Genomic DNA, 19,710 nt, shown 5'->3' with positions numbered 1-19,710 from the left:
GGCGCACTGCCCGACGACCCTGAAGGTAGGGAGGGTTGGTGACGTGGTGGCCCGTCGCAGGTGAACGGACGGTGAACAACACCCAGACTCTGGACGGCGGCCCCAGCACGCCCACCCGACGGCCGGGTGAACGGCGGGTCAGGAGTCGGTCAGGAGGTGCCCGAACCCGCAGGTCAGGGCAGGTGTCGCTCGACGGCGACGACCCGCGCGCCGGCCCCGGTCCCCGCGAGGTGGACGACCAGCACCTCGCCCTTGGCCATCTTCTCGGCGGCCGCCTCGCGCAGCGCCTCCCCGGTGGCCCCGGCGTCCGGCTCGGTGCCGTCCACGCGGTCGCACAGGCGGGTGATCAGGTCCGGCAGCACCGGCCCGTGGCTGCACAGGGCCGAGGGCACGCCACGCTCGAGCAACCGCTCGAGGTGCCGGCCCGCCCGGGTCGGGTCGGCCTCGTAGCCCTCCTCGCTGAGCCCGTCCTTGGTGCGCAGGGGTATGCCGCGCAACGCGGCATACGGGCGCACCGTGTCGGTGCACCGCACCGACGGTGAGCTGACGAGCCGGCGCACGGCGTATGCCGAGAGCAGCGCGCCGAGCTGCGCGGCACGGTCTCGTCCCGCGGCGCTGAGCGGACGCAGGGGGTCCTCCCCGGGCCAGGAGCCGCGCCCGATGGCGTGCGCGTGCCGCACCAGCGCGAGCGGCCACGTGATCAGGGTGCCGGCCTTGTCGGCGCGCACGAGCGCACGCAGCTGCTCGCGGTCGCGCGCGTAGTCGAGCCGGTCCGAGGCGGCGACGACGTCGAGCCAGCGGACCTCGTCCACCTCGTTGGCGAGCGGACCGGCTGGCTTCGTCGCCTCCGCCGCCCAGTAGCGGACCTCCTTGGTGGCGGGCTGCCCGTCGCCGTCGAGCACGGTGTACGAGGCGCCGGGCAGGGGCCGCCCGAGGCCCACCTCGAGCGAGGTCTCCTCGGCCGTCTCGCGCACCGCCGCCACCGGCCAGGGCTCGCCCGGGTCGAGCTTGCCCTTGGCCCACGACCAGTCGTCGTACTTGGGCCGGTGCACGAGGGCGACCTCGAGCTGGCCGCGTCGACGTCGCCAGGGCAGCGTCCCTGCGGCCGGGATGGGGGTGCTCAACGGCGGCGGGCCTTGCGGCGGCGCTTGGTGTGCTGCTCGATGAGCGTGGCCTGCAGGTCGAGCAGCGGCTCGCCGTCCGGGCCGGTGTTGACGCGCGTCCACCGGCCGTCGGACCCCAGGCGCCAGTGGGCGTACTCGTCGCTCATGCCGCGGGCGAGCAGCCAGCGCAGGTCCTCGACGTGCCTGGGCTCGGCGATGCGGACCAGCGCCTCGACCCGGCGGTCGAGGTTGCGGTGCATCATGTCGGCGCTGCCGATCCACACCTCGGGCTCGCCACCGCCGCCGAAGTGGAAGACGCGGGAGTGCTCGAGGAAGCGGCCGAGGACCGAGTGCACCTCGATGTTCTCGGACAGGCCCTCGACACCGGGTCGCAGGGCGCAGATCCCGCGCACCCAGACGTCGACGTGCACGCCGGCCATGGACGCGCGGTAGAGCGCGTCGATGACCTGCTCGTCGACGATCGAGTTCACCTTGATCTGGACCAGGCCCGGCCGGCCGGCCCTGACGTGGTCGATCTCGGCCTCGATCCGCTCGACGAGCCCGCTGCGGATTGACCGGGGCGCGACGAGCAGCCGCTTGAACTTGCTGCGCGGCGCGAACCCGGAGAGCTGGTTGAACAGCCGGGCCAGGTCGTCGCCGACCTGCGGGTCGGAGGTGAGCAGCCCGAAGTCCTCGTAGAGCCGGGCGGTCTTGCCGTTGTAGTTGCCGGTGCCGATGTGGCAGTACCGGCGCAGGCCGCCGTCGCTCTCCTGGCGCACGACCATGCAGAGCTTGGCGTGGGTCTTGAGGCCGACGATGCCGTAGACGACGTGGACGCCCGCGTGCTCCAGCTTGCGGGCCCAGGAGATGTTGTTCTGCTCGTCGAAGCGGGCCTTGATCTCCACGATGGCCAGGACCTGCTTGCCCGCCTCGGCCGCGTCGATGAGGGCGTCGACGATGGGCGAGTCGCCGCTGGTGCGGTAGAGCGTCTGCTTGATGGCCAGCACGTGCGGGTCGGCGGCCGCCTGCTCGATGAAGGCCTGCACCGACGTGGAGAACGAGTCGTAGGGGTGCTGGAGCAGGACGTCTTTGTCGCGGACCACCGGCAGGATGTCCGACGCCTTGGAGCTCTCGGCCGGCGAGAGGTCCGGGTGCGACATCCCGCGGAACGGCGGGTACCGCAGGTCGGACCGCTCGATGTCGGCGACGAGGTTGAGGCTGCGCAGGTCCAGTGGCGCCGGGAGCCGGTAGACCTCGCTCTCGCTCACGCCGAGCTCGCGCACGAGCATGTCGAGCACGTGGTCGTCGATGAGCTCGTCGACCTCGAGGCGCACGGGCGGGCCGAACCGGCGCCGGGTGAGTTCCTTCTCGAGGGCGGCGAGGAGGTTCTCGGCGTCGTCCTCCTCCACCTCGAGGTCCTCGTTGCGGGTGACCCGGAAGGTGAAGTGCTCCCGCACCTCCATGCCGGGGAAGAGCATGTCCAGGTGGGCGGCGATGACGTCCTCGAGCGGGACGAACCGGGTGTGGAAGAGGTCGGCGGTGACGGGCTCGCCGGCCTCGGGCTCGATGTGCAGCAGCCGGGGCAGCAGCGGCGGCACCTTGACCCGGGCGAAGTGCTCCTTGCCGGTCTTGGGGTTCACCAGGACGACGGCGAGGTTGAGCGAGAGCCCGGAGATGTAGGGGAACGGGTGCGCCGGGTCGACAGCCAGCGGGGTGAGAACCGGGAAGACCTGGTCGGTGAACTGCTCGGACTGCAGGGCGCGCTCGTCGTCGCTGAGCTCGTCCCAGCGGACGATCGCGATGCCCTCCTCCTCCAGGGCCGGCTGCACCTTGTCCTTGTAGACGGCCGTCTGCATCGCCTGCAGCTCGTGGGCGACCAGCGAGATCTGGTCGAGCACCTCCCGCGGCTCGAGCCCCGACGCCGAGCGCACCGCGAGCCCGGTGGCGATGCGGCGCTTGAGACCGGCCACCCGGACCATGAAGAACTCGTCGAGGTTCGAGGTGAAGATGGCGAGGAACCGGGCCCGCTCGAGAAGCGGGACCGTGTCGTCGGCCGCCATCTGCAGCACCCGCTCGTTGAACTGCAGCCAGGAGATCTCGCGGTCGAGGAACCGGTCGGCCGGCAGCCCGCTGTCGTCCTGCCACCCCGCCGACTGCACGACCCGCATGAACCGGCCGTTCGCGGCACGAGGCTGCGCGCTGGCGATCGAGACCTCGTGGCCGGCCTCGTCGGTGTCGAAGGTGTCGGCGTCGTCGGCCTCGGTGGTCACGCTCATGCGGTCATCCTCACAGGGGGCGGTGAACGGGACGCGAATACATCACGTCGACCATGATGCTGCGGAATCCCAGTCCCGTGTAGGTGCGTATCGCCGCCGCGTTGTCGCCGTCGACGTAGAGGACGACCTCCGGGAGGCCGAGCCGGGCCAGGTGGGCGAGGCCGAGGGCCGTGACCGGCCTGCCCAGGCCGCGGCCCTGGTGGTCGGGGTGGACGCCCACGACGTACACCTCGCCGGCCGTGGCGCCGGGTTCGAGGGTGGACCGCTGCTCCGGGTCCACCTTGGTCCAGTGGAACGCCGCGACCGCGTCGGGTGCCTGCGCCGTGCCCACGACGATGAACCCGGCCGGGTCGAACCAGTCCTGCGCCATCCGGTCCTGGAGGTCGGCGAGCGTCATCCGGCCCTGCTCGGGGTGGTGGGCGAACGCCGCGGCGTTCGTGGCCAGCCACGCCTCCTCGTCCCGGCCGGGCTCGAACGCCCGGGCGGTGTAGCCGGCCGGCAGCGCGGTCGCGGGTGAGGTGGCGTCGTCCTGCGTGAGCGGGCGGGACATCTTGTGCAGCTCGCGCACCGGTTCGAGCCCGGCCGCAGCCGCGAGGGCCCGGGCGGCCGGGAGGTTGCCGTGGGCCCAGAGGCGCACCTCGCCCGCCTCGGCCAGCACCGCCTCGAGCAGGGCCCGGCCGACGCCCGTACGCCGGTGGCCCGGGTCCACGACGAGCTCGCCCGACGGGTCCTCGTCGTCGTGGTCGGCCTCGCGGGCTTCCCCGTCGTCGCCGGCGAGCTGCGCGTACCCCGCGAGCTGCTCCCCGGCATACGCCAGCACGTGGCGCACACGGCCGGGGCCTGCGGCGAGGTCGAACAGGGTCTGCTCCGACAGGGCGCCCACGCCGTCGGCCTGCGTCGCGCGGGCGGCGAGGGACCGCACGGCGTCGCGCTCGTCGGGGGTCAGGGTGTCGGTGGGGCGGATACGTGGTGACGGCACGGGAAGCATTGGACCACGCCATCCACCTGCATCTTCCCTAACGAGCGGGGTGCCGTTAGCGTGCACGGGTCCGGCCCACCTGCCGGGACCCACCTCCGCACAAGGACGCACACATGACCTCTCTGCGCACCCGACGCCTGTCGGGAGTCGTCGCCGTGGCCGCCATGGCCGCCGCCGGCCTGGCCATGACCGGGGGCAGCTCGACGGCTGCCGCGAACGGCCCGACCATGGACATCCAGCTCTTGTCGTTCAACGACTTCCACGGCAACCTCGAGACCCCGTCGGGCTCCAGCGGCCGCATCGTCACCGGGCACAAGACCGTCACCGACCCCAAGACGGGGGCGCTGGTCGCCCAGGACGTCACCACGGACGCCGGCGGCGTGGAGTACCTCGCCACCCACCTGAAGGAGGCCCGCAAGGGCCACCCGTACTCGCTGACCGTGGCGGCCGGTGACCTCATCGGCGCCTCCCCGCTGCTGTCGGCCGCGTTCCACGACGAGCCCACCATCGAGGCGATGAACTCGCTCGGCCTCGACGCGAGCGCCGTGGGCAACCACGAGTTCGACGAGGGCTACAAGGAGCTCCAGCGGATGGCGGACGGTGGCTGCCTCGACGACGGCACCGGCGCAAACAACCAGGACTCCTGCCCCGGCGGCAAGACCTTCACGGGTGCGAACTTCGACTACCTGGCCGCGAACGTCGTCTACTCCGGCACCGACAAGACCATCCTGCCGCCCTACACGATCAAGAACATCAAGGGCGCCAAGATCGGCTTCATCGGCATGACCCTGCAGGACACCCCGACCATCGTCACCGCGGCCGGTGTCGCCGGCCTGCAGTTCAAGAACGAGGTCGCGACCGCCAACGCGCTCGTGCCCGTCCTGCGGGCCCAGGGCGTCAACGCGATCGTCGTGCTCATCCACCAGGGCGGCACCCCGAACCAGCAGACCTGGTACGAGAACGGCACGCCGTACACCGTGAACCCGACGTACGACTACACGTGCGCCCAGGGGGGCAGCCTCGCCGCCGACAGCCCGATCATCCCGATCGCCAAGGGCCTCGACCCCGCCATCGACATGATCGTGTCCGGCCACACCCACCAGCCGTACGTCTGCGACATCAAGGACCCGGCCGGCCAGCCGCGCATGGTCACCTCCGCGTCGTCGTTCGGCCGCCTCTTCACCGACACCGAGCTGACCTACGACCGCCGCACGCAGGACATCGTCCGCACCTCGGTGGACAGCGCCAACATGATCGTCACCCGTGACGTCGCCAAGGACGCCGACCAGACGGCCCTCATCGACCGCTACAAGACGCTCGTGACGCCGATCGCCAGCAAGGTCATCGGCCACGTCACCACCGACGTGACCCGCACCGGCAACGCCGGCGGGGAGTCGCAGCTCGGTGACCTCATCGCCGACGCCCAGCTCGCCGACCCGTCGGTCGTGACCGGTGGCAGGAAGCCGGACATCGCCTTCATGAACCCCGGTGGCATCCGCACCGACCTGACGTACAGCAGCAGCAAGTACGGCGAGGCGCCCGGCGACATCACCTTCGAGGAGGCGTTCAACGTTCAGCCGTTCAACAACTACCTCGTGTCGCTCGACCTCACGGGCGCGCAGGTCAAGCAGCTGCTCACCGAGCAGTGGTCCGGCAAGAACGCCGGCACCGCTAAGAAGATCCTGCAGGTGAACAAGGGCTTCAACTACACCTACTCGGGCACCACGCTCGGGACGGTGACGGTGAACGGACAGCCGCTGGTCGACGGCCAGACCTACCGCATCGTGACGAACAACTTCCTCCAGGGTGGTGGGGACAACTTCCCGACCATGGCCCAGGGGACGAACGTCTACTACGGCGGCCTGGACATCGACGCGTTCGCCAGCTACCTGTCGGCGAGCTCGCCCTACACCCCGGGTGCGCTGACCCGGATCACGGCCACCCCGTGACGGCGGGCGCCTGACGGCGCAGGCACGACGACGCCCCACCCGGGTCCCGGGTGGGGCGTCGTCGTGCAGGGCTCAGGCGTCGGCTGCGATGTCCTCGGCGGGGACGAACCGGTAGCCGACGTTGCGCACGGTCCCGATGAGGACCTCGTACTCCGAGCCGAGCTTGGCCCGCAGGCGACGGACGTGGACGTCCACGGTGCGCGTGCCCCCGTAGTAGTCGTAGCCCCACACCTCCTGCAGCAGCTGGGCGCGGGAGAAGACGCGGCCCGGGTGCTGGGCGAGGTACTTCAGGAGCTCGAACTCCTTGTAGGTCAGGTCGAGCAGGCGGCCCTTGACCCGCGCGGAGTACGTCGCCTCGTCGATGGTGACGTCGCCGGAGGTGATCTGGACCTCCTCGGGCTCCTGCGCCTCGGCGATCCGGCCGACCGCCAGGCGCAGCCGCGCCTCGACCTCGGCCGGCCCGGCGGACTCGAGCAGCACGTCGTCGACGCCCCACTCGGCCGTGATGCCGGCGAGGCCGCCCTCGGTGAGGATCGCGAGGAGCGGCACGGACATGCCGGTGGCGCGCAGGACGCGGCACAGCGACCGGGCGACGGCCAGGTCTCGGCGGGCGTCGAGCAGCACCGCGTCGGCGGGGGGAGCGTCGACCAGCGCGGTCGGCTCGGCCGGGATGACCCGCACGTGGTGGGTCAGGAGCCCCAGGGCCGGCAGCACGTCCGCGCTGGGTGCCAGCGCGTTGGTGAGGAGCAGCAGTCGGGCCATCCCTGCCGATGGTACGGGCAGGCCGACGTGACCGGGGTGCCGTACGCATGGTGAGATCGTTGTCTCACCGGAGAGGGGCAGGTATGCCGTCGGAGCAGGAGCAGCAGTCCGTGACCGTCCGCTACTGGGCGGGTGCCCGTGCGGCCGCCGGGGCGGACTGCGACGTCATCACCGGCTGCGCCACCGTGGGCGACGCCCTGGCGGCCGCGACGGCGCTGCGCCCGGGCCTGGCCCCGGTGGCCGCCGTCAGCAGCCTCCTGCTCGACGGCCGGGCCGCCCAGCGGTCCGACGTCCTGCCCGCGGGAGCCGTCGTCGAGGTCCTGCCCCCGTTCGCCGGGGGGTGATGGGAGGATGCGGGCTGTGTCCGAGGTGCCTGAGCAGGAGTCCGCGCCGGTCCTGCCGCTGACCCGCCGTGAGCGGCGTGCGGTGGCCGAGGCGTCGCGTGCCGACCTGCCCAAGCGGGCCCTGGCCGTGCGGCCCGTCTCGATCGTCGCCACCATCGCGTTCGCCGCGCTCGTGGCCCTGACCGGGTACGCGAGCCCCCGCTTCGTGGCGCTCGCCGTGGCGCTGGGCGGGTTCGTGCTCGCCTGGGGCTGGCCGGTGCTGCTCGGCCTGCCGAGCCCGAGGGGAACCACCGCAGTCCTGTCGGTCGGGGTCGCGCTCACGTCGGCCGCGGTGCTGCTGACCCGCGACGAGCCGTACCTGGAGTGGATGCCGGCGGCGATGGCCGTCGCCGTGCTCGCCGCCTTCGCCCACCAGCTGCTGCGCCGGGACGGTCGCCCCCGGCTCACCGAGTCCATCGCCTCGACCGTGGCGGGACTCGCGATCATCGCCTCGGGCGCGGCCTTCGCGCCCATCCCGCAGTACCTCTACGGCGAGCACGGCCTCGCCGCCGCGATGGCGGGGCTGGCCGTCGGCGTCCTGGCCGACCCCCTCATCTCGGTGCCACGGCTGCGGCAGTGGGCGCTGTTCATCTCGATGTTCGCCGGCGGGCTGGCCGCGCTCGTCGTCGCGCTCGTGGCCGGCGAGCCGACCGCGGGCTCGGGCGCCCTGCTCGGGCTCCTCGCCGCCGCGATCTCCCACGCGGCCCGCCGGGTGCTCGCCCCGCTGCCCTCCGCCCCGTTGCCGCGGGCCCAGCTCGCGTCCGCCCTGGCCGCGTCGCTGCTCGTGGGGGTCATCTCGTTCACGGTCGTGACATCCCCCGTCTTCTCCGGCTGACACAGCCGGCACCCGCCCTGCTCCGGGCTCACCCCACGGGCGGCACCCCTCCCACTGGCGGGGACGCCGACGTCAGTAGACGAGGGCCTGGGCCTCCGGCGCCATGACCTCCTCGACGAAGGCCGCCGCACCCCGGATCGTGGCACCCGCGACGAGGTCGTCCACCTCGAGCCCGCGCCGGGCCGCGCACTGGCCGCACACCGTCAGAGTGCCGGCCGCGAGGACGGCGTCGCGCAGCTCGGCCAGCTCCGCGGCATACGGCAGGGTCACCTCCTCCGCGCGCCCGGGCACCGCGAGCCACGTGGCCTCCCCGGTCAGCCAGAGGCTGACCTCCACCCCGCTGGCAGCCGCCGTGGCGGCCACGGTGAACGCCTGGTTGAGCCGTTCGAGGGCCTCGACGCCGGACGTGACCTTGACAATGAGGCGGGTTCGCGGGTCGGACATGGCCCACAGGCTACGATCTGGCGCGTGCACACGTTCTACATCGCCCTGCTCGTGGCCACGGCCGTCGTGGTGACCTGGTTCGCCGGTTTCGTCGTCTACCGCCTGGTGAAGACGCCGCGCTGATGCAGTTCACCCTCGACCCCGACCTGCCCCGGGAGCTCGCCCCCCTCGCCTGGCTGATCGGGCGCTGGGAGGGGGCGGGCGTCGTCGGCTACCCCACGATCGAGTCGGCCAACTTCGGCCAGGAGATCGAGGTGACCCACGACGGGCGCCCGTTCCTGGAGTGGCACAGCCGCACCTGGCTGCTCGACGACGCCGGCCAGAAGGTGCGCCCGCTCGCCACCGAGCTGGGGTTCTGGCGTCCCGTCGAGGGCGGTGAGGTCGAGCTGCTGCTCACCCATCCCACGGGGATCGTCGAGATGTACTACGGCAAGGCCGAGCCGGCGAAGATCGAGCTGCGGACCGACGGCGTCCTGCGCAGCCCGCACGCCAAGGAGTACAACGCGGCGAGCCGGCTCTACGGCCTCGTGAACTCCAACCTGCTGTGGGCCATGGACATGGCGGCCGTCGGCCAGCCGCTGCAGAGCCACGTCTCCGCCGAGCTGAAGCGTGTCGGCTGACCGATGACGACGCCTGCGCGGATCCTCACCGTGTGCACCGGCAACGTGTGCCGTTCGCCGTACCTCGAGCGCGCCCTGCAGACCGAGCTCGACCGCTCCTGGGGGCAGGGTGAGGTCGAGGTCACCAGCGGTGGCACCGGCGCGCTCGCCGGCAACCCGGTCGACGAGGGCTCGCGGGTCATCATGGACCGGCTCGGCTACCCCTCCGAGGGCTTCGTGGCCCGCACGCTGCTGCCCCAGCACGTGGCGTCGGCCGACCTCGTGCTGACCGCCACGCGCGCGCACCGCGGCAAGGTCGCCACCCTGCACCCGCGCGCGCTGCGCTACGTCTTCGCGTTCCGCGAGTTCGCCGACCTGCTCGCCGGCATCGACCCGGCCGAGCTGCACGCCCCGTCGGCGTCCGCGTCCGAGCACGTGCAGCGCGTCGTGGCGCTGGCCGCCGGCCAGCGCGGCATGCGGCCACCGCTGTCCGACGCCGAGGCCGACATCATCGACCCCTACCGACGTGGCCCGGAGGTCTTCGAGCAGATGGCCCAGGAGATCAGCAGCGCGCTGCCCACCGTCGTCGCGGCCCTGGGGCGGCCCTGATGGCCCGGCTCACCGAGCGCGCCGGCCTCGTCGCCCTGGCGGCCTTCCTCGTCGTCGACGTGGCCCTCGTGGGGCTCGCCGTCAGCAGCACCCGGCAGCCCGTGGCCCGGGGCGGCGAGACGGTCGGCGCCTCGTCCGAGGGCCTGCCCGCCGGATCCACCCCCACGCCGTCCAGCAGCTCCTCGACCGGCTCGAAGGGCACCTCCGGCGCGCCTGCCGTCGACGTCGTGCCCGTCGCCGTGGGTGTGGTCGGCGTGGACGCCAAGCGGGCGCTGCGATTCACGCAGGGAACGTGCGACAAGGGCGGCGCGACGCTCGAGCTCACCACCAACGGCGGCAAGACGTGGGGGCCCCGCTCGGCGCCCTTCGACGTGATCGTCCGGGTCCGCGTGCGCGGTGACGGCTCGGCCTTCGCCGTCGGCGCCGACAAGGGCGACTGCGCCCCGGCGATCAAGCAGACCAGCGCCGTGGACGCCGACTTCGGTGACGGCGGCAGCGTGAACGACGCCTGGTACCGCGACCCGCGCGCCACCGACACCGTGGGCCTGCCCACCGGCAAGCGGGGCAAGCCGTGCGGCTCGTCGGACGTCATCGACCTCGCGGTCGTCGACAGCGGCGCCCAGGTGCTCTGCGGCAACGGCAAGCTGCTCTCCAGCAAGACCGGCACGTCGTGGCGCACCGTCGCGACCGCCGAGGGCGCGCTGGCCGTCGCCATCAACGGCTCGGGCGACTCCTACCTCGTCGTCCCGAAGGTCGACGGGTGCAAGGGCCTGGCGGTCGTGGCCAGCGGGTCGCCGACCAAGGCGACCGGCTGCATCGAGACCGACCTGACGAAGGTCGACCCGGGCAGCGTCGCGCTCTCGGTCACCGCCGACCGGGCCTGGCTGCGCGTGGGGGACGAGGTCCACACCTCCGCGGCCGACCTCGGCGACTGGACGACTCCCTAGCCGTCGGCTCCGGGTCTCCCGGCCGACCGTGCCGGGACTGCACGGGCACGCGTCCGGGACTCCGTTCGGGACCCCTGCCGGGAACCAGCGGCCCGACGGGGCCCGTCGCGTCAGGGCGTGAGGGACTTGTCGGTGTAGTTGGCCATGTCGTCGTTCTGCAGGGCGTCGGCCAGCACCTTCATGCCGGGCTCGTCGAGGATGTCGATGGAGGCGCCGACGGGCGAGGTCCCGAACCCGGCGAAGGGGGCGGTGACGAAGCTGACGTCCCGGCCACGCAGGTTCCGCATCGAGAAGGCCTCGCTGCGCATCTCGCCGACCGTGAACTTGTCGTCGACGATGAGGTTCTTCGTGCCGGCGTCGACGAACTTGGCCAGCGTCACCGGGTTGGTGAGCACGTCCTTGCTCAGCGACTTCAGCAGCAGCGCCTTGATGAACGCCTGCTGACGGCGCCCACGCGAGATGTCGCCCTCGCTGAGGTCCTTGCGCTCGCGGACGAACGCGAGCGCCTCGGCGCCGTCCATCTCCTGGAAGCCCTTGTGGAACGTGTAGTTGGGGCCGCTGCTGGGCTCCTCGACGTAGACGTTCACGCCGCCCACGGCGTCGGTCATGTTCTTGAAGCCCTCAAAGTTGCTGATCGCCACGTGGTCGATCGGCACCCCGACGAGGTCCTGCAGGGTGCGCACCAGCAGCGGCGCGCCGCCGTAGGCGAAGGCCGCGTTGATCTTGTCCTTGCCGTGGCCCGGCACGCTGACGTAGAGGTCACGGGGGAAGTGCACGAGCGTGACCTTCTTGCGGTCGCCGGACACGTGCATGAGCACGATCACGTCGGACCGCGCGCCACCGAGCCCGGCGCGGGCGTCGGAGCCGATGAAGAGGATGTTCTGCGCGTCCTTGGCGGCCGGCTTCTTGGTCGGGCCGGCGTCGGCACCGCTCACGCCGGGGGTGGGGAGCAGGGACTCCCGCTTCACGTTGGTCGAGACGGTGTGGTTCAGGAGCAGCAGGTATGCCGCGGCGCCCCCCACGACCACCAGCACGACGAGCGCGACGAGGACCGCGACGACCCGCCGGGCGCGATGCCTGCGGCGGGGGGTCTGCGGGGTGGGCCTGGTGTCTTCGAACTCATCGAGCACCCGGTCAGTGTAGGTAACCCGGAGGGCCGTCCGGGCCAGGACCGTACAGTGGAACGGTGCAGGACGTCGGAGAGCAGCTGCGCGCCCAGGGTCTGAGGATGACCTCCCAGCGGCGACGCGTGCTCGACGTCGTCACGCAGGAGGGCCACGTGACACCTGACCGCGTCGTGTCCCTCGTCGCGGCCGACGGTGGCCAGCCGCTGGCCGCCTCCACGGTCTACCGGGCGCTGGAGGCCCTGGAGTCGCTCGGTGTCGTGGCGCACACGCACCTGGACCACCGGGCGCCCAGCTACCACCTCGCCGACCACTCCGGGCACGTCCACCTCGTGTGCCGCCGCTGCGGCCGCGTCGAGGAGTGCCCGGAGTCGTTCGCCACGGAGTTCGTCGGGAATGTTCTGGCCGCCAACGGGTTTGTCGCAGACGTGACCCACATGGCCGTCCACGGGGAGTGTGCAGAGTGCAGCCGGTGACAGAGAACGTCGAGACCGAGGCGACCGCCTACCGGTCGCCCCTGCTGGCGCGCCCCGGGGCGGTGGAGGGTGAGGGCCCCGACGCCGGGGTCGCAGCCCACTACGGCAACCCGGTGCGCGAGCAGCGCCTGCTCGCCGAGGGGCTCGCCGTCGTCGACCTGTCCCACCGGGGCGTGGTGACGGTCACCGGGCCCGACCGGCTCTCCTGGCTTCACTCGATCACCAGCCAGCAGCTGACCGGCCTCGTGCCCCACGACTCGCGCGAGGCGCTGGTCCTGAGCCCGAAGGGCCACGTCGAGCACGACCTGCACCTCGTCGACGACGGCACCACGACGTGGGTCACCACCGAGCCGGGCACCTCCGCGGCGCTTGCGGGGTGGCTCGACTCCATGCGCTTCATGCTGCGCGTCGAGGTCGCCGACGTGAGCGCCGACTGGGCCGTGCTGGGCGAGCCGTCCGGCTCGGAGTCCCGGCCCGGCGAGCCGCTCGCCTGGCGCGATCCGTGGCCGGGGCTGGTCGGCGACACGGCGGCATACGGGCCCGTCGAGGGTCACCCGGCGCAGGACCGGCGCTGGCGCGAGGTGCTCGTGCCGCGCGCGGAGCTGGAGCAGGCCGTGGGCGACCGTGACCTCGCCGGCACCTGGGCGAGCGAGGCGCTGCGCGTCGCCGCGTGGCGACCGCGCCTCGGCTTCGAGACCGACCACCGCACGATCGCGCACGAGGTCGACCTGCTGCGGACGGCGGTCCACCTGCACAAGGGCTGCTACCGCGGGCAGGAGACCATCGCGCGGGTGCACAACCTCGGGCGGCCGCCGCGGCGGCTGGTGTTCCTGCACCTCGACGGCTCGGGCCACACGCTGCCGGACCGGGGGAGCGCGGTCAGCCTCGACGGCCGGCAGGTCGGCTTCCTGACGTCGGTGGCCCGGCACCACGAGGACGGCCCGATCGGCCTGGCCCTCATCAAGCGGAACACCCCGGTGGACGCCACCCTCGACGTCGCCGGCGTCAGCGCTGCGCAGGAGGTCGTCGTCGCCCCCTGAGGGCGCACGACCGGCCCTGACCCGTCCACCTCGACGACACCGACCTTCTCGACGACGACGGCCCGCCTCCCCTGGGGGACGGCGGGCCGTGCGGTCGGTGCTGGGGCGTCGGTCAGACGCGGACGCCCTGGCGGTCGCGGGAGCGCTCGCGGCGGCTGCGGTCCGGCGACAGCGGGGCGTACCCCTCGCCGTAGTAGTAGGTCTCGGCGTTCGCGCCCCGGGTCGGGATGCGGTTGACGACGACGCCGAGCACGTTGCCGTTGACGCCCTTGATGGAGGCGATCGTCCGGCTGAGCTGCTCCTTGGCCACCACGCCGCAGCCGGCCACCACGACGACGCCGCCGGTGATGGTGCTCAGCACCGTCGCGTCGGTGACGGGCAGGACGGGCGGGGCGTCGATGATGACGTAGTCGAACATCTGCTCCAGCTGGCGCAGCACCCGGGCCATCGTCTCCGAGCCGAGCAGCTCGCTCGGGTTCGGCGGGATCTGGCCGGCGCCGAGGACCTGGACGCCGGTGTCGCCGAACGGCTGGATGACGTCCTCGAGGTCGGCCTGGCCGATCAGGACGTTGGTGAGGCCGACCGAGCCCTCCATGCCCATGTACTGCAGCAGGCGCGGGCGGCGCAGGTCGCCCTCGATGACGCAGACGCGCGCCCCGGCGGCGGCCATGCTGATGGCGAGGTTGGCGGTGGTCGTCGTCTTGCCCTCACCCGGCAGGGACGAGGTGAAGACGATCGAGCGCGGGTGGTTGGCCACGTCGACGAACTGCAGGTTCGTGCGCAGCGAGCGGAACGCCTCGGCGCGCGGGCCGTGCGGGTCGGACTGGATGATCAGCGGCTGCTTGGCGCCGTCGTTGGAGAACGCGATGCCGCCGAGGACGGTCTCGTCGGTGGCGTCCTTGACGTCGCGCTCGCTCTTGACCGAGGTGTCGAAGGTGTCGCGCAGCAGCGCGGCCCCGAGCCCGACGAGCAGGCCGAGCACGACGCCCAGGCCGATGTTGCGGGTCGGGTTGGGGCTGATCGGGCCGCCCGGGACGGCGGCAGGCCGCACGACGGAGACCTTGACCGGGCTCGGGGCCGAGTCGGAGACCCGCTCGAGCTCGCCGACCGTGGTGCTGAACTGCTTGCCCACCGCGTCGGCGATCCTGGCTGCCCGCTCGGGGTCGCGGTCGGTGACGAGGACGTCGATCAGGACGGTGTCGAGCGGCACGTTCGAGGTGATCTTGCCGCCGAGCGCGTCGGGGGACATGTCCAGGCCGAGCTGCTTGATGACCGGGTTGAGCACGGTCGGGGTGTTGATGAGGTCGGCGTAGGACTTCACGCGCTGCTGGGTGAAGACGTTCCCCTGGAGCAGCTGGGTGGAGTCCGAGCCACCGGAGGTGGAGACGAACAGCTGCGTGCGGGCCTGGTACGTCTTCGGGCTCGACAGCGTCATCAGCGCCGCCAGGGCGACCAGCAGGAGGGTGCAGGCGGCGATCGTGCGCCAACGCTTGCGTACCACCCGGTAGTAGTCGTGAAGGTCCACGGTCCCGCTTTCGCTCTCTGTCCCCCGGGCTGTCCCCGGTCCCGGTTTGCGCGCGTTTGCGCACAGGCGGTGCTCAGTGTCCCACACGTGGGAGGCCCTCCGGGGACCCCGACGCGAGCACTCGCTGCCATGATGACTCCATGCCTCCCACCCCCGGCACCCTCATCACGGTCGCGCCCACCGGCGCCGAGCTCGACAAGGCCGACGTCCCCCAGCTCCCCACCACCCTGGAGGAGCTGGTCGAGACCGCCAAGGCCTGCGAGGCCGTCGGCGCCGCGATGATCCACCTGCACATCCGCGACGCGGAGCACCGGCCCACGCTCGACCACGGGTACCTGTCGGCGGCGGTCGAGGCGCTGCGCGAGCAGACCTCGCTCATCGTGCAGCTGTCGACCGGCGGCTCGGTCCACGACCCGCTCGAGCAGCGGCTCACCGTGCTCGACGCCGAGCCCGACTCGTGCTCGCTGACCTGCGGCACCACCAACTTCGGCGACGACGTCTTCCTGAACCCCTGGGGCTTCATGTCCGACCTCTACGTCCAGGCGCAGGAGCGCGAGGTCGTCCCCGAGTTCGAGCTCTTCGACCTCGGCCACGTAGCCGCGCTGGCCCGGCTGCTGGACCGCCACGGGCTCCCCTTCGGCGGGAAGGTGCACGTCGACTTCGTCACCGGCGTGCCGGGCGGTATGCCGGGCACGACCGCCGCGCTGGTGGCCGGCGTCGCGATGCTGCCGCCGGAGGTCACCTCGTGGTCGGCCACCGGCATCGGGCGCTCGCACCTGCCCGTCGCGGCGGCGGCCCTGTCCGCCGGCGGCCACCTGCGCGTCGGCATGGAGGACAACGTGGTCTACGCCCGGGGCGTGCCGGTCGAGCACAACTCCCAGCTCGTGGAGCGTGCGGCCCACCTCGCCGAGGTCATGCAGCGCCCGGCGATGTCCACCGACGACGCCCGTGCCCTGCTCGGCGTCAGGGACCGCCGCACGCCCACCGCCTGACCCGCCACCCGTGTGGTCACCGTCACGCTGTCTCGGGTTTGCATTCTGCTAACTGAAGCAAGCACACTGGAGGCATGACCCGGATCCCGCTCGGCCCCCTGGCAGGCAACAGCCTGGGCGACTACCTGCGCGAGCAGCGTCAGTCGGCCCGGCTCTCGCTGCGCCAGCTGTCCGAGCTGGCCGGGATCTCCAACCCCTACCTGTCGCAGATCGAGCGGGGCCTGAAGAAGCCCAGCGCCGAGATCCTCCAACAGCTCGCCAAGGGCCTCGAGGTCTCCGCGGAGTCGCTCTACGTGCGGGCGGGGATCCTCGACGAGCGCCACGGCCACGAGGCCGAGCCGCTCGACACGCGGGCCGTCATCGGCGCCGACCCGAAGCTCACCGACCGCCAGAGGGCCGCGCTCCTCGACATCTACGACTCGTTCGTGGGTGCCGCGAAGCCGGCCGGTACGCGGGCCGCCCGGAAGGCCGGCACGCCGAAGACCGGGAAGGCCGCCACGGCAGCCCAGGCGGCCGCGAGACCGGCCGCCGAGCGCGCCGGCACGGCCACCGCGAAGCCGGCAGGGAAGCCGGCGTCGAAGTCCGCCCCTCCCCGGAGCGCCTCCCGCCCCACCACGACCACACCCTGATGAAGGAGATCCCCATGGCACGCGTTGCCGACATCCGCAAGACCGTCACCGACAGCACCCCCGTGTACGCCGTCGTCGGCCTGACCGACCTCGCCGTCGAGAAGGTGCGCGAGGCCCGCCTCAAGGCCCGCACCGTCGGCGCCGAGCTCGACCCGTCCGCCCTGCAGGCCAAGGCCCAGGCGCGAGCCACCGTCGCCGTCGAGCAGGGCAAGGAGCTCCCCGCCCTGGCCCTGAACCGCGGCCTCGTCCTGGCCGGCAAGGCCCAGGAGGAGTACGAGACCGTCGTCGCCCGCGGCGAGAAGCTCGTCAAGCGCGTCCGCACCCAGAAGCCGACCCAGGACCTGCTCGCCCAGGCCGAGGCGACCTTCGCCCTCGGCAAGGGTGCCGTCACCACCGTGCGCCGTTCCGCCAGCGAGATCCAGCGCTCGGCCAAGGCCACGCTGACCACCGGCCGCCGCGAGGCCGTCGCCACCGTCGATGCCGTCACCGAGTCGGTCAGCGCCGAGGCCGGTGAGGCGACCGCGACCGTCAAGAAGTCCGCGGCCCGCACCCGCACCGCCGCCAAGCGCACCGCGACGACCACGAAGAAGTCGGCCGCCACGACCAAGAGCTCGGCCAAGCGTGCCGCCACCAGCGCCCGCAAGACGGCCTCCGCCACCAAGAAGGCCACCACCGCCGCGGCGGAGAAGGTCGGCGACTGAGCCACACCACCGGGGCCGGCCCCTGACCGGCCCCACCCCCGACGGCCCCCACCCGACACCCGGGTTGGGGCCGTCGGCATCCCTGGAGCCGGGGCCACGACCCGCCCCGCCACGCCGGCCGACGTCCCGGTGGCTACGCTCGCCGGGTGACCGATCCGGCCCTGCCCACCCCGCCCGCCCTCGACTCGGCCCCGGTGCTCGCGCACTACGTGCGCGGCGGCTTCGTCGAGTCCGCCCACCGCGCCTCCGTCGTCGCCACGGCGGCCGACGGCAGCCACCTGCTGGCCCTCGGGACCGTCGACGACCCGGTGTTCCCGCGCTCGTCCAACAAGCCGCTGCAGACCCTCGCCATGGTGCGTGCGGGCCTGCGCCTCGCGCCCCAGCACCTCGCCCTGGCCTCGGCCAGCCACTCGGGCGAGGACTTCCACCTCGAGGGCGTCCGCGAGGTCCTGGCCTCGGTGAGCCTCACCGAGGGCGCGCTGCAGAACACCCCGGACTACCCGCTCGACGAGGCCGCCCGCAACGCGGTGATCCGCAACGGCGGCGGCAAGCTCCCGATCACCCAGAACTGCTCCGGCAAGCACGCGGCGATGCTGGCCACCTGCGTCGTCAACGGCTGGGACACCGCGACCTACCGCGACCCCGGCCACCCGCTCCAGCAGGCGATCGCCGAGACCCTGGCCGAGCTCACCGGTGACGAGATCACCGCCACGGCCGTCGACGGCTGCGGCGCCCCCGTCATGGCCGTCACCCTCGCCGGACTGGCCCGCGCGTTCGGCCGCCTCGCGTCCGCGGAGCCGGGCACCCCCGAGGCCATGGTCGCCGACGGCATCCGGGCCTTCCCGGCATACCTCGGGGGCACCGGCCGCGACGTCACGGCCCTCGTCGAGGGCACGCCCGGCCTCATCGCCAAGGACGGTGCCGAGGCGGTGTATGCCGTCGGGCTCGCCGACGGGCGCGGCATCGCGCTCAAGGTCGCCGACGGCGGTACCCGCGCCAAGCCGGTCATCCTCGCCGCGGTCATGCGCCGTCTGGGGATCGAGTCCGCGGCCCTCGCCCAGCTCGAGGACGCCCCCGTCCTCGGCCACGGCGAGCCCGTCGGGGCGGTCGTCGCGGTCGGCATCTGACCCGTGCGCGCCGTCCTCCAGCGCGCGACCCGGGCACGGGTGGTCGTCGGCGACGAGGTCGTCGGCGAGATCACCCGTCCCGGTCTGGTGGCCCTCGTCGGCGTCACCCACGACGACGGTCCCGACCAGGTGTCGGTGCTGGCGCGCAAGATCAGCGAGCTGCGCATCCTGCGCGACGAGCGCTCCGTCCTCGACGAGGGTGCGCCCGTGCTCGTGGTCAGCCAGTTCACGCTGTATGCCGACACGCGCAAGGGGCGCCGTCCGTCCTGGGGTGCGGCGGCACCGGGTCCGGTGGCCGAGCCGCTCGTCGCCGCGCTCGTCGCCGCGCTGCAGGAGCGCGGCGTCGAGGTGGCGACGGGACGCTTCGGCGCGATGATGCAGGTCGAGCTGGTGAATGACGGACCTGTCACGCTCGTGGTGGACGTCTGAGGTCCGGCACCCCGTTACGCTGGTCCGCATGTTCTCCGCACTGGGCTCGGCCCAGAACCTCGTCGTCTGGCTGCTGAGCCTCGCGGCCTTCGCGGCCGAGGTCTTCGCACTGGTGGACTGCGTGCGACACCGTCCGGACGCGTTCGTCGCGGCCGGCAAGCGCACCAAGAAGTTCTGGACCATCGTGACCGCGGTCGCCGCCCTGTTCGGGTTCATCTCGATCGGGTCGGGGCTGCTGTTCTCGATCGGCCTCATCGGCTTCGTGGGCGCGGCCATCTACCTGGCCGACGTCCGGCCGGCCCTGCGCCAGGTGAGCGGCGGGCGCGGCGGCAACCAGCACATGGGCCCCTACGGCCCGTGGTGACAGGGGGATCCATGACTGACAGAACCGCAGACGTGCAGGCACCCGCGGAGGCGCTGCCCGACCCGCGTGAGGGCATCTTCACCGTCGACCGGCCGTGGGGGAACTTCCAGCAGTTCGTCTCCAACGAGCGCGTCACCGTCAAGATCATCACCGTCGAGCCCGGCCACCGGCTCTCGCTGCAGACGCACTCGCACCGGGGTGAGTTCTGGCAGGTGCTCGACGTGCCGATCGAGGTGACCGTGGACGAGCGGACCTGGAGCGCGGCCCCCGGCGAGGCGGTGTGGGTGCCCGTGGGCTCGCTGCACCGCATGGCCAACAAGGGCGACCGGCCGGGCCGCCTGCTCGAGATCGCGTACGGCGACTTCGACGAGGCCGACATCGTCCGACTCGAGGACGACTACGCCCGCTGACGTCCGC

22 protein-coding genes are annotated in these 19,710 nt (G+C 72.6%); 15 read left to right on the top strand and 7 right to left on the bottom strand.

The features are described 5' to 3' along the window. Positions 1–173 precede the first annotated feature (173 nt). Genes J2X64_RS06355 through mshD form a run of 3 tightly spaced genes read right to left on the bottom strand, consistent with a single transcriptional unit; the run spans position 174 to position 4,367 of the window. The gene (locus J2X64_RS06355) at positions 174–1,124 is read right to left on the bottom strand and encodes an NUDIX hydrolase (protein WP_310151186.1); all 951 of its coding nucleotides are present in this window, start codon (positions 1,122–1,124) and stop codon (positions 174–176) included. Beyond that, entirely contained in the window at positions 1,121–3,379 is a 2,259-nt protein-coding gene (locus tag J2X64_RS06350; protein ID WP_310151185.1) for an RNA degradosome polyphosphate kinase, read from the bottom strand. Before J2X64_RS06350 ends, J2X64_RS06355 begins: the two co-directional genes overlap by 4 nt. Positions 3,380–3,389: 10 nt before the next feature. After that, positions 3,390–4,367 (bottom strand): mycothiol synthase, encoded by a 978-nt coding sequence (gene mshD / locus J2X64_RS06345; RefSeq protein WP_397444017.1) that lies wholly within the window; start codon positions 4,365–4,367, stop codon positions 3,390–3,392. A gap of 104 nt (positions 4,368–4,471) precedes the next feature. Here mshD and J2X64_RS06340 point away from each other — a divergent pair, with 104 nt between their 5' ends. Next, positions 4,472–6,307, top strand: a complete 1,836-nt coding sequence (locus J2X64_RS06340; RefSeq protein WP_310151179.1) for a bifunctional metallophosphatase/5'-nucleotidase — start codon at positions 4,472–4,474, stop codon at positions 6,305–6,307. Between the two features lie 72 nt (positions 6,308–6,379). Here the strand turns inward: J2X64_RS06340 and J2X64_RS06335 are convergent, their stop codons facing one another. After that, positions 6,380–7,069: a response regulator transcription factor gene (locus J2X64_RS06335; RefSeq protein WP_310151177.1), complete on the bottom strand. Its 690-nt coding sequence runs from the start codon at positions 7,067–7,069 to the stop codon at positions 6,380–6,382. A gap of 83 nt (positions 7,070–7,152) precedes the next feature. On the opposite strand from J2X64_RS06335, the gene J2X64_RS06330 reads away from it, so the two are divergent. Both J2X64_RS06330 and J2X64_RS06325 read left to right on the top strand, forming a co-directional pair. Next, on the top strand, positions 7,153–7,413 hold the full coding sequence (locus J2X64_RS06330) for a MoaD/ThiS family protein (RefSeq protein ID WP_310151174.1): 261 nt from the start codon (positions 7,153–7,155) through the stop codon (positions 7,411–7,413). 16 nt (positions 7,414–7,429) lie between these two features. Further along, positions 7,430–8,287, top strand: coding sequence for a hypothetical protein (locus tag J2X64_RS06325; protein WP_310151170.1), 858 nt, complete (start codon positions 7,430–7,432; stop codon positions 8,285–8,287). A 72-nt stretch (positions 8,288–8,359) separates the two neighbouring features. On the opposite strand, the gene J2X64_RS06320 is transcribed toward J2X64_RS06325, so the two are convergent. Then, a complete protein-coding gene (locus J2X64_RS06320; RefSeq protein WP_310151167.1) occupies positions 8,360–8,731 on the bottom strand; it encodes a DsrE family protein in 372 nt (123 codons plus the stop codon). 122 nt (positions 8,732–8,853) lie between these two features. Here J2X64_RS06320 and J2X64_RS06315 point away from each other — a divergent pair, with 122 nt between their 5' ends. From J2X64_RS06315 to J2X64_RS06305, 3 genes are read left to right on the top strand one after another with little or no spacing between them, the layout of a single operon-like run. Then, the gene (locus J2X64_RS06315) at positions 8,854–9,351 is read left to right on the top strand and encodes an FABP family protein (RefSeq protein WP_310151166.1); all 498 of its coding nucleotides are present in this window, start codon (positions 8,854–8,856) and stop codon (positions 9,349–9,351) included. A 3-nt stretch (positions 9,352–9,354) separates the two neighbouring features. Then, a complete protein-coding gene (locus tag J2X64_RS06310; RefSeq protein WP_310151163.1) occupies positions 9,355–9,939 on the top strand; it encodes a low molecular weight phosphatase family protein in 585 nt (194 codons plus the stop codon). Continuing rightward, on the top strand, positions 9,939–10,886 hold the full coding sequence (locus J2X64_RS06305; RefSeq protein WP_310151160.1) for a hypothetical protein: 948 nt from the start codon (positions 9,939–9,941) through the stop codon (positions 10,884–10,886). The genes J2X64_RS06310 and J2X64_RS06305 overlap by 1 nt, the downstream gene beginning before the upstream one ends. Before the next feature lie 110 nt (positions 10,887–10,996). Here the strand turns inward: J2X64_RS06305 and J2X64_RS06300 are convergent, their stop codons facing one another. Beyond that, positions 10,997–12,016 (bottom strand): LCP family protein, encoded by a 1,020-nt coding sequence (locus J2X64_RS06300; RefSeq protein WP_310151157.1) that lies wholly within the window; start codon positions 12,014–12,016, stop codon positions 10,997–10,999. A gap of 56 nt (positions 12,017–12,072) precedes the next feature. Here J2X64_RS06300 and J2X64_RS06295 point away from each other — a divergent pair, with 56 nt between their 5' ends. Continuing rightward, on the top strand, positions 12,073–12,486 hold the full coding sequence (locus tag J2X64_RS06295) for a Fur family transcriptional regulator (RefSeq protein ID WP_310151155.1): 414 nt from the start codon (positions 12,073–12,075) through the stop codon (positions 12,484–12,486). Beyond that, a complete protein-coding gene (locus J2X64_RS06290; RefSeq protein ID WP_310151152.1) occupies positions 12,483–13,526 on the top strand; it encodes a glycine cleavage T C-terminal barrel domain-containing protein in 1,044 nt (347 codons plus the stop codon). The genes J2X64_RS06295 and J2X64_RS06290 overlap by 4 nt, the downstream gene beginning before the upstream one ends. 112 nt (positions 13,527–13,638) lie before the next feature. Here J2X64_RS06290 and J2X64_RS06285 read toward each other — a convergent pair whose 3' ends face one another. Then, positions 13,639–15,051 (bottom strand): polysaccharide biosynthesis tyrosine autokinase, encoded by a 1,413-nt coding sequence (locus tag J2X64_RS06285; protein ID WP_310151150.1) that lies wholly within the window; start codon positions 15,049–15,051, stop codon positions 13,639–13,641. Positions 15,052–15,191: 140 nt separating this feature from the next. On the opposite strand from J2X64_RS06285, the gene J2X64_RS06280 reads away from it, so the two are divergent. The 7 genes from J2X64_RS06280 to J2X64_RS06250 all read left to right on the top strand — a co-directional run bounded on the left by J2X64_RS06280 (position 15,192) and on the right by J2X64_RS06250 (position 19,703). Next, entirely contained in the window at positions 15,192–16,043 is an 852-nt protein-coding gene (locus J2X64_RS06280; protein ID WP_310151148.1) for a 3-keto-5-aminohexanoate cleavage protein, read from the top strand. A 74-nt stretch (positions 16,044–16,117) separates the two neighbouring features. Continuing rightward, complete coding sequence (locus J2X64_RS06275) at positions 16,118–16,672, top strand: helix-turn-helix transcriptional regulator (RefSeq protein ID WP_310151145.1); 555 nt, start codon at positions 16,118–16,120, stop codon at positions 16,670–16,672. Between the two features lie 14 nt (positions 16,673–16,686). Further along, the gene (locus tag J2X64_RS06270) at positions 16,687–17,373 is read left to right on the top strand and encodes a hypothetical protein (RefSeq protein ID WP_310151142.1); all 687 of its coding nucleotides are present in this window, start codon (positions 16,687–16,689) and stop codon (positions 17,371–17,373) included. A gap of 146 nt (positions 17,374–17,519) precedes the next feature. Next, complete coding sequence (locus J2X64_RS06265; protein WP_310151139.1) at positions 17,520–18,500, top strand: asparaginase; 981 nt, start codon at positions 17,520–17,522, stop codon at positions 18,498–18,500. 3 nt (positions 18,501–18,503) lie between these two features. Beyond that, positions 18,504–18,929, top strand: a complete 426-nt coding sequence (gene dtd / locus J2X64_RS06260; protein ID WP_310151137.1) for a D-aminoacyl-tRNA deacylase — start codon at positions 18,504–18,506, stop codon at positions 18,927–18,929. 28 nt (positions 18,930–18,957) lie between these two features. Further along, entirely contained in the window at positions 18,958–19,293 is a 336-nt protein-coding gene (locus J2X64_RS06255) for a DUF2516 family protein (RefSeq protein WP_310151134.1), read from the top strand. Between the two features lie 11 nt (positions 19,294–19,304). After that, positions 19,305–19,703 (top strand): phosphomannose isomerase type II C-terminal cupin domain, encoded by a 399-nt coding sequence (locus J2X64_RS06250; RefSeq protein WP_310151132.1) that lies wholly within the window; start codon positions 19,305–19,307, stop codon positions 19,701–19,703. Positions 19,704–19,710 lie beyond the last annotated feature (7 nt).

Origin of the sequence: Phycicoccus sp. 3266 (assembly GCF_031456495.1) — a bacterium.
GTDB lineage: Bacteria > Actinomycetota > Actinomycetes > Actinomycetales > Dermatophilaceae > Pedococcus.
The sequence above is the reverse complement of the archived record's forward strand: the minus strand, read 5'-3'. Positions and strand labels throughout refer to the sequence as shown.

What these genes read in the sequence shown, in the direction of transcription:
- J2X64_RS06280 (WP_310151148.1), top strand. Translation starts at nt 15,192, where the DNA reads ATGCCTCCCACCCCCGGCACCCTCATCACGGTCGCGCCCACCGGCGCC.
- J2X64_RS06350 (WP_310151185.1), bottom strand. Translation starts at nt 3,379, where the DNA reads ATGAGCGTGACCACCGAGGCCGACGACGCCGACACCTTCGACACCGAC.
- mshD (WP_397444017.1), bottom strand. Translation starts at nt 4,367, where the DNA reads ATGCTTCCCGTGCCGTCACCACGTATCCGCCCCACCGACACCCTGACC.
- J2X64_RS06305 (WP_310151160.1), top strand. Translation starts at nt 9,939, where the DNA reads ATGGCCCGGCTCACCGAGCGCGCCGGCCTCGTCGCCCTGGCGGCCTTC.
- J2X64_RS06270 (WP_310151142.1), top strand. Translation starts at nt 16,687, where the DNA reads ATGGCACGCGTTGCCGACATCCGCAAGACCGTCACCGACAGCACCCCC.
- J2X64_RS06340 (WP_310151179.1), top strand. Translation starts at nt 4,472, where the DNA reads ATGACCTCTCTGCGCACCCGACGCCTGTCGGGAGTCGTCGCCGTGGCC.
- J2X64_RS06320 (WP_310151167.1), bottom strand. Translation starts at nt 8,731, where the DNA reads ATGTCCGACCCGCGAACCCGCCTCATTGTCAAGGTCACGTCCGGCGTC.
- J2X64_RS06335 (WP_310151177.1), bottom strand. Translation starts at nt 7,069, where the DNA reads ATGGCCCGACTGCTGCTCCTCACCAACGCGCTGGCACCCAGCGCGGAC.
- J2X64_RS06330 (WP_310151174.1), top strand. Translation starts at nt 7,153, where the DNA reads ATGCCGTCGGAGCAGGAGCAGCAGTCCGTGACCGTCCGCTACTGGGCG.
- J2X64_RS06315 (WP_310151166.1), top strand. Translation starts at nt 8,854, where the DNA reads ATGCAGTTCACCCTCGACCCCGACCTGCCCCGGGAGCTCGCCCCCCTC.
- J2X64_RS06310 (WP_310151163.1), top strand. Translation starts at nt 9,355, where the DNA reads ATGACGACGCCTGCGCGGATCCTCACCGTGTGCACCGGCAACGTGTGC.
- J2X64_RS06250 (WP_310151132.1), top strand. Translation starts at nt 19,305, where the DNA reads ATGACTGACAGAACCGCAGACGTGCAGGCACCCGCGGAGGCGCTGCCC.
- J2X64_RS06255 (WP_310151134.1), top strand. Translation starts at nt 18,958, where the DNA reads ATGTTCTCCGCACTGGGCTCGGCCCAGAACCTCGTCGTCTGGCTGCTG.
- J2X64_RS06275 (WP_310151145.1), top strand. Translation starts at nt 16,118, where the DNA reads ATGACCCGGATCCCGCTCGGCCCCCTGGCAGGCAACAGCCTGGGCGAC.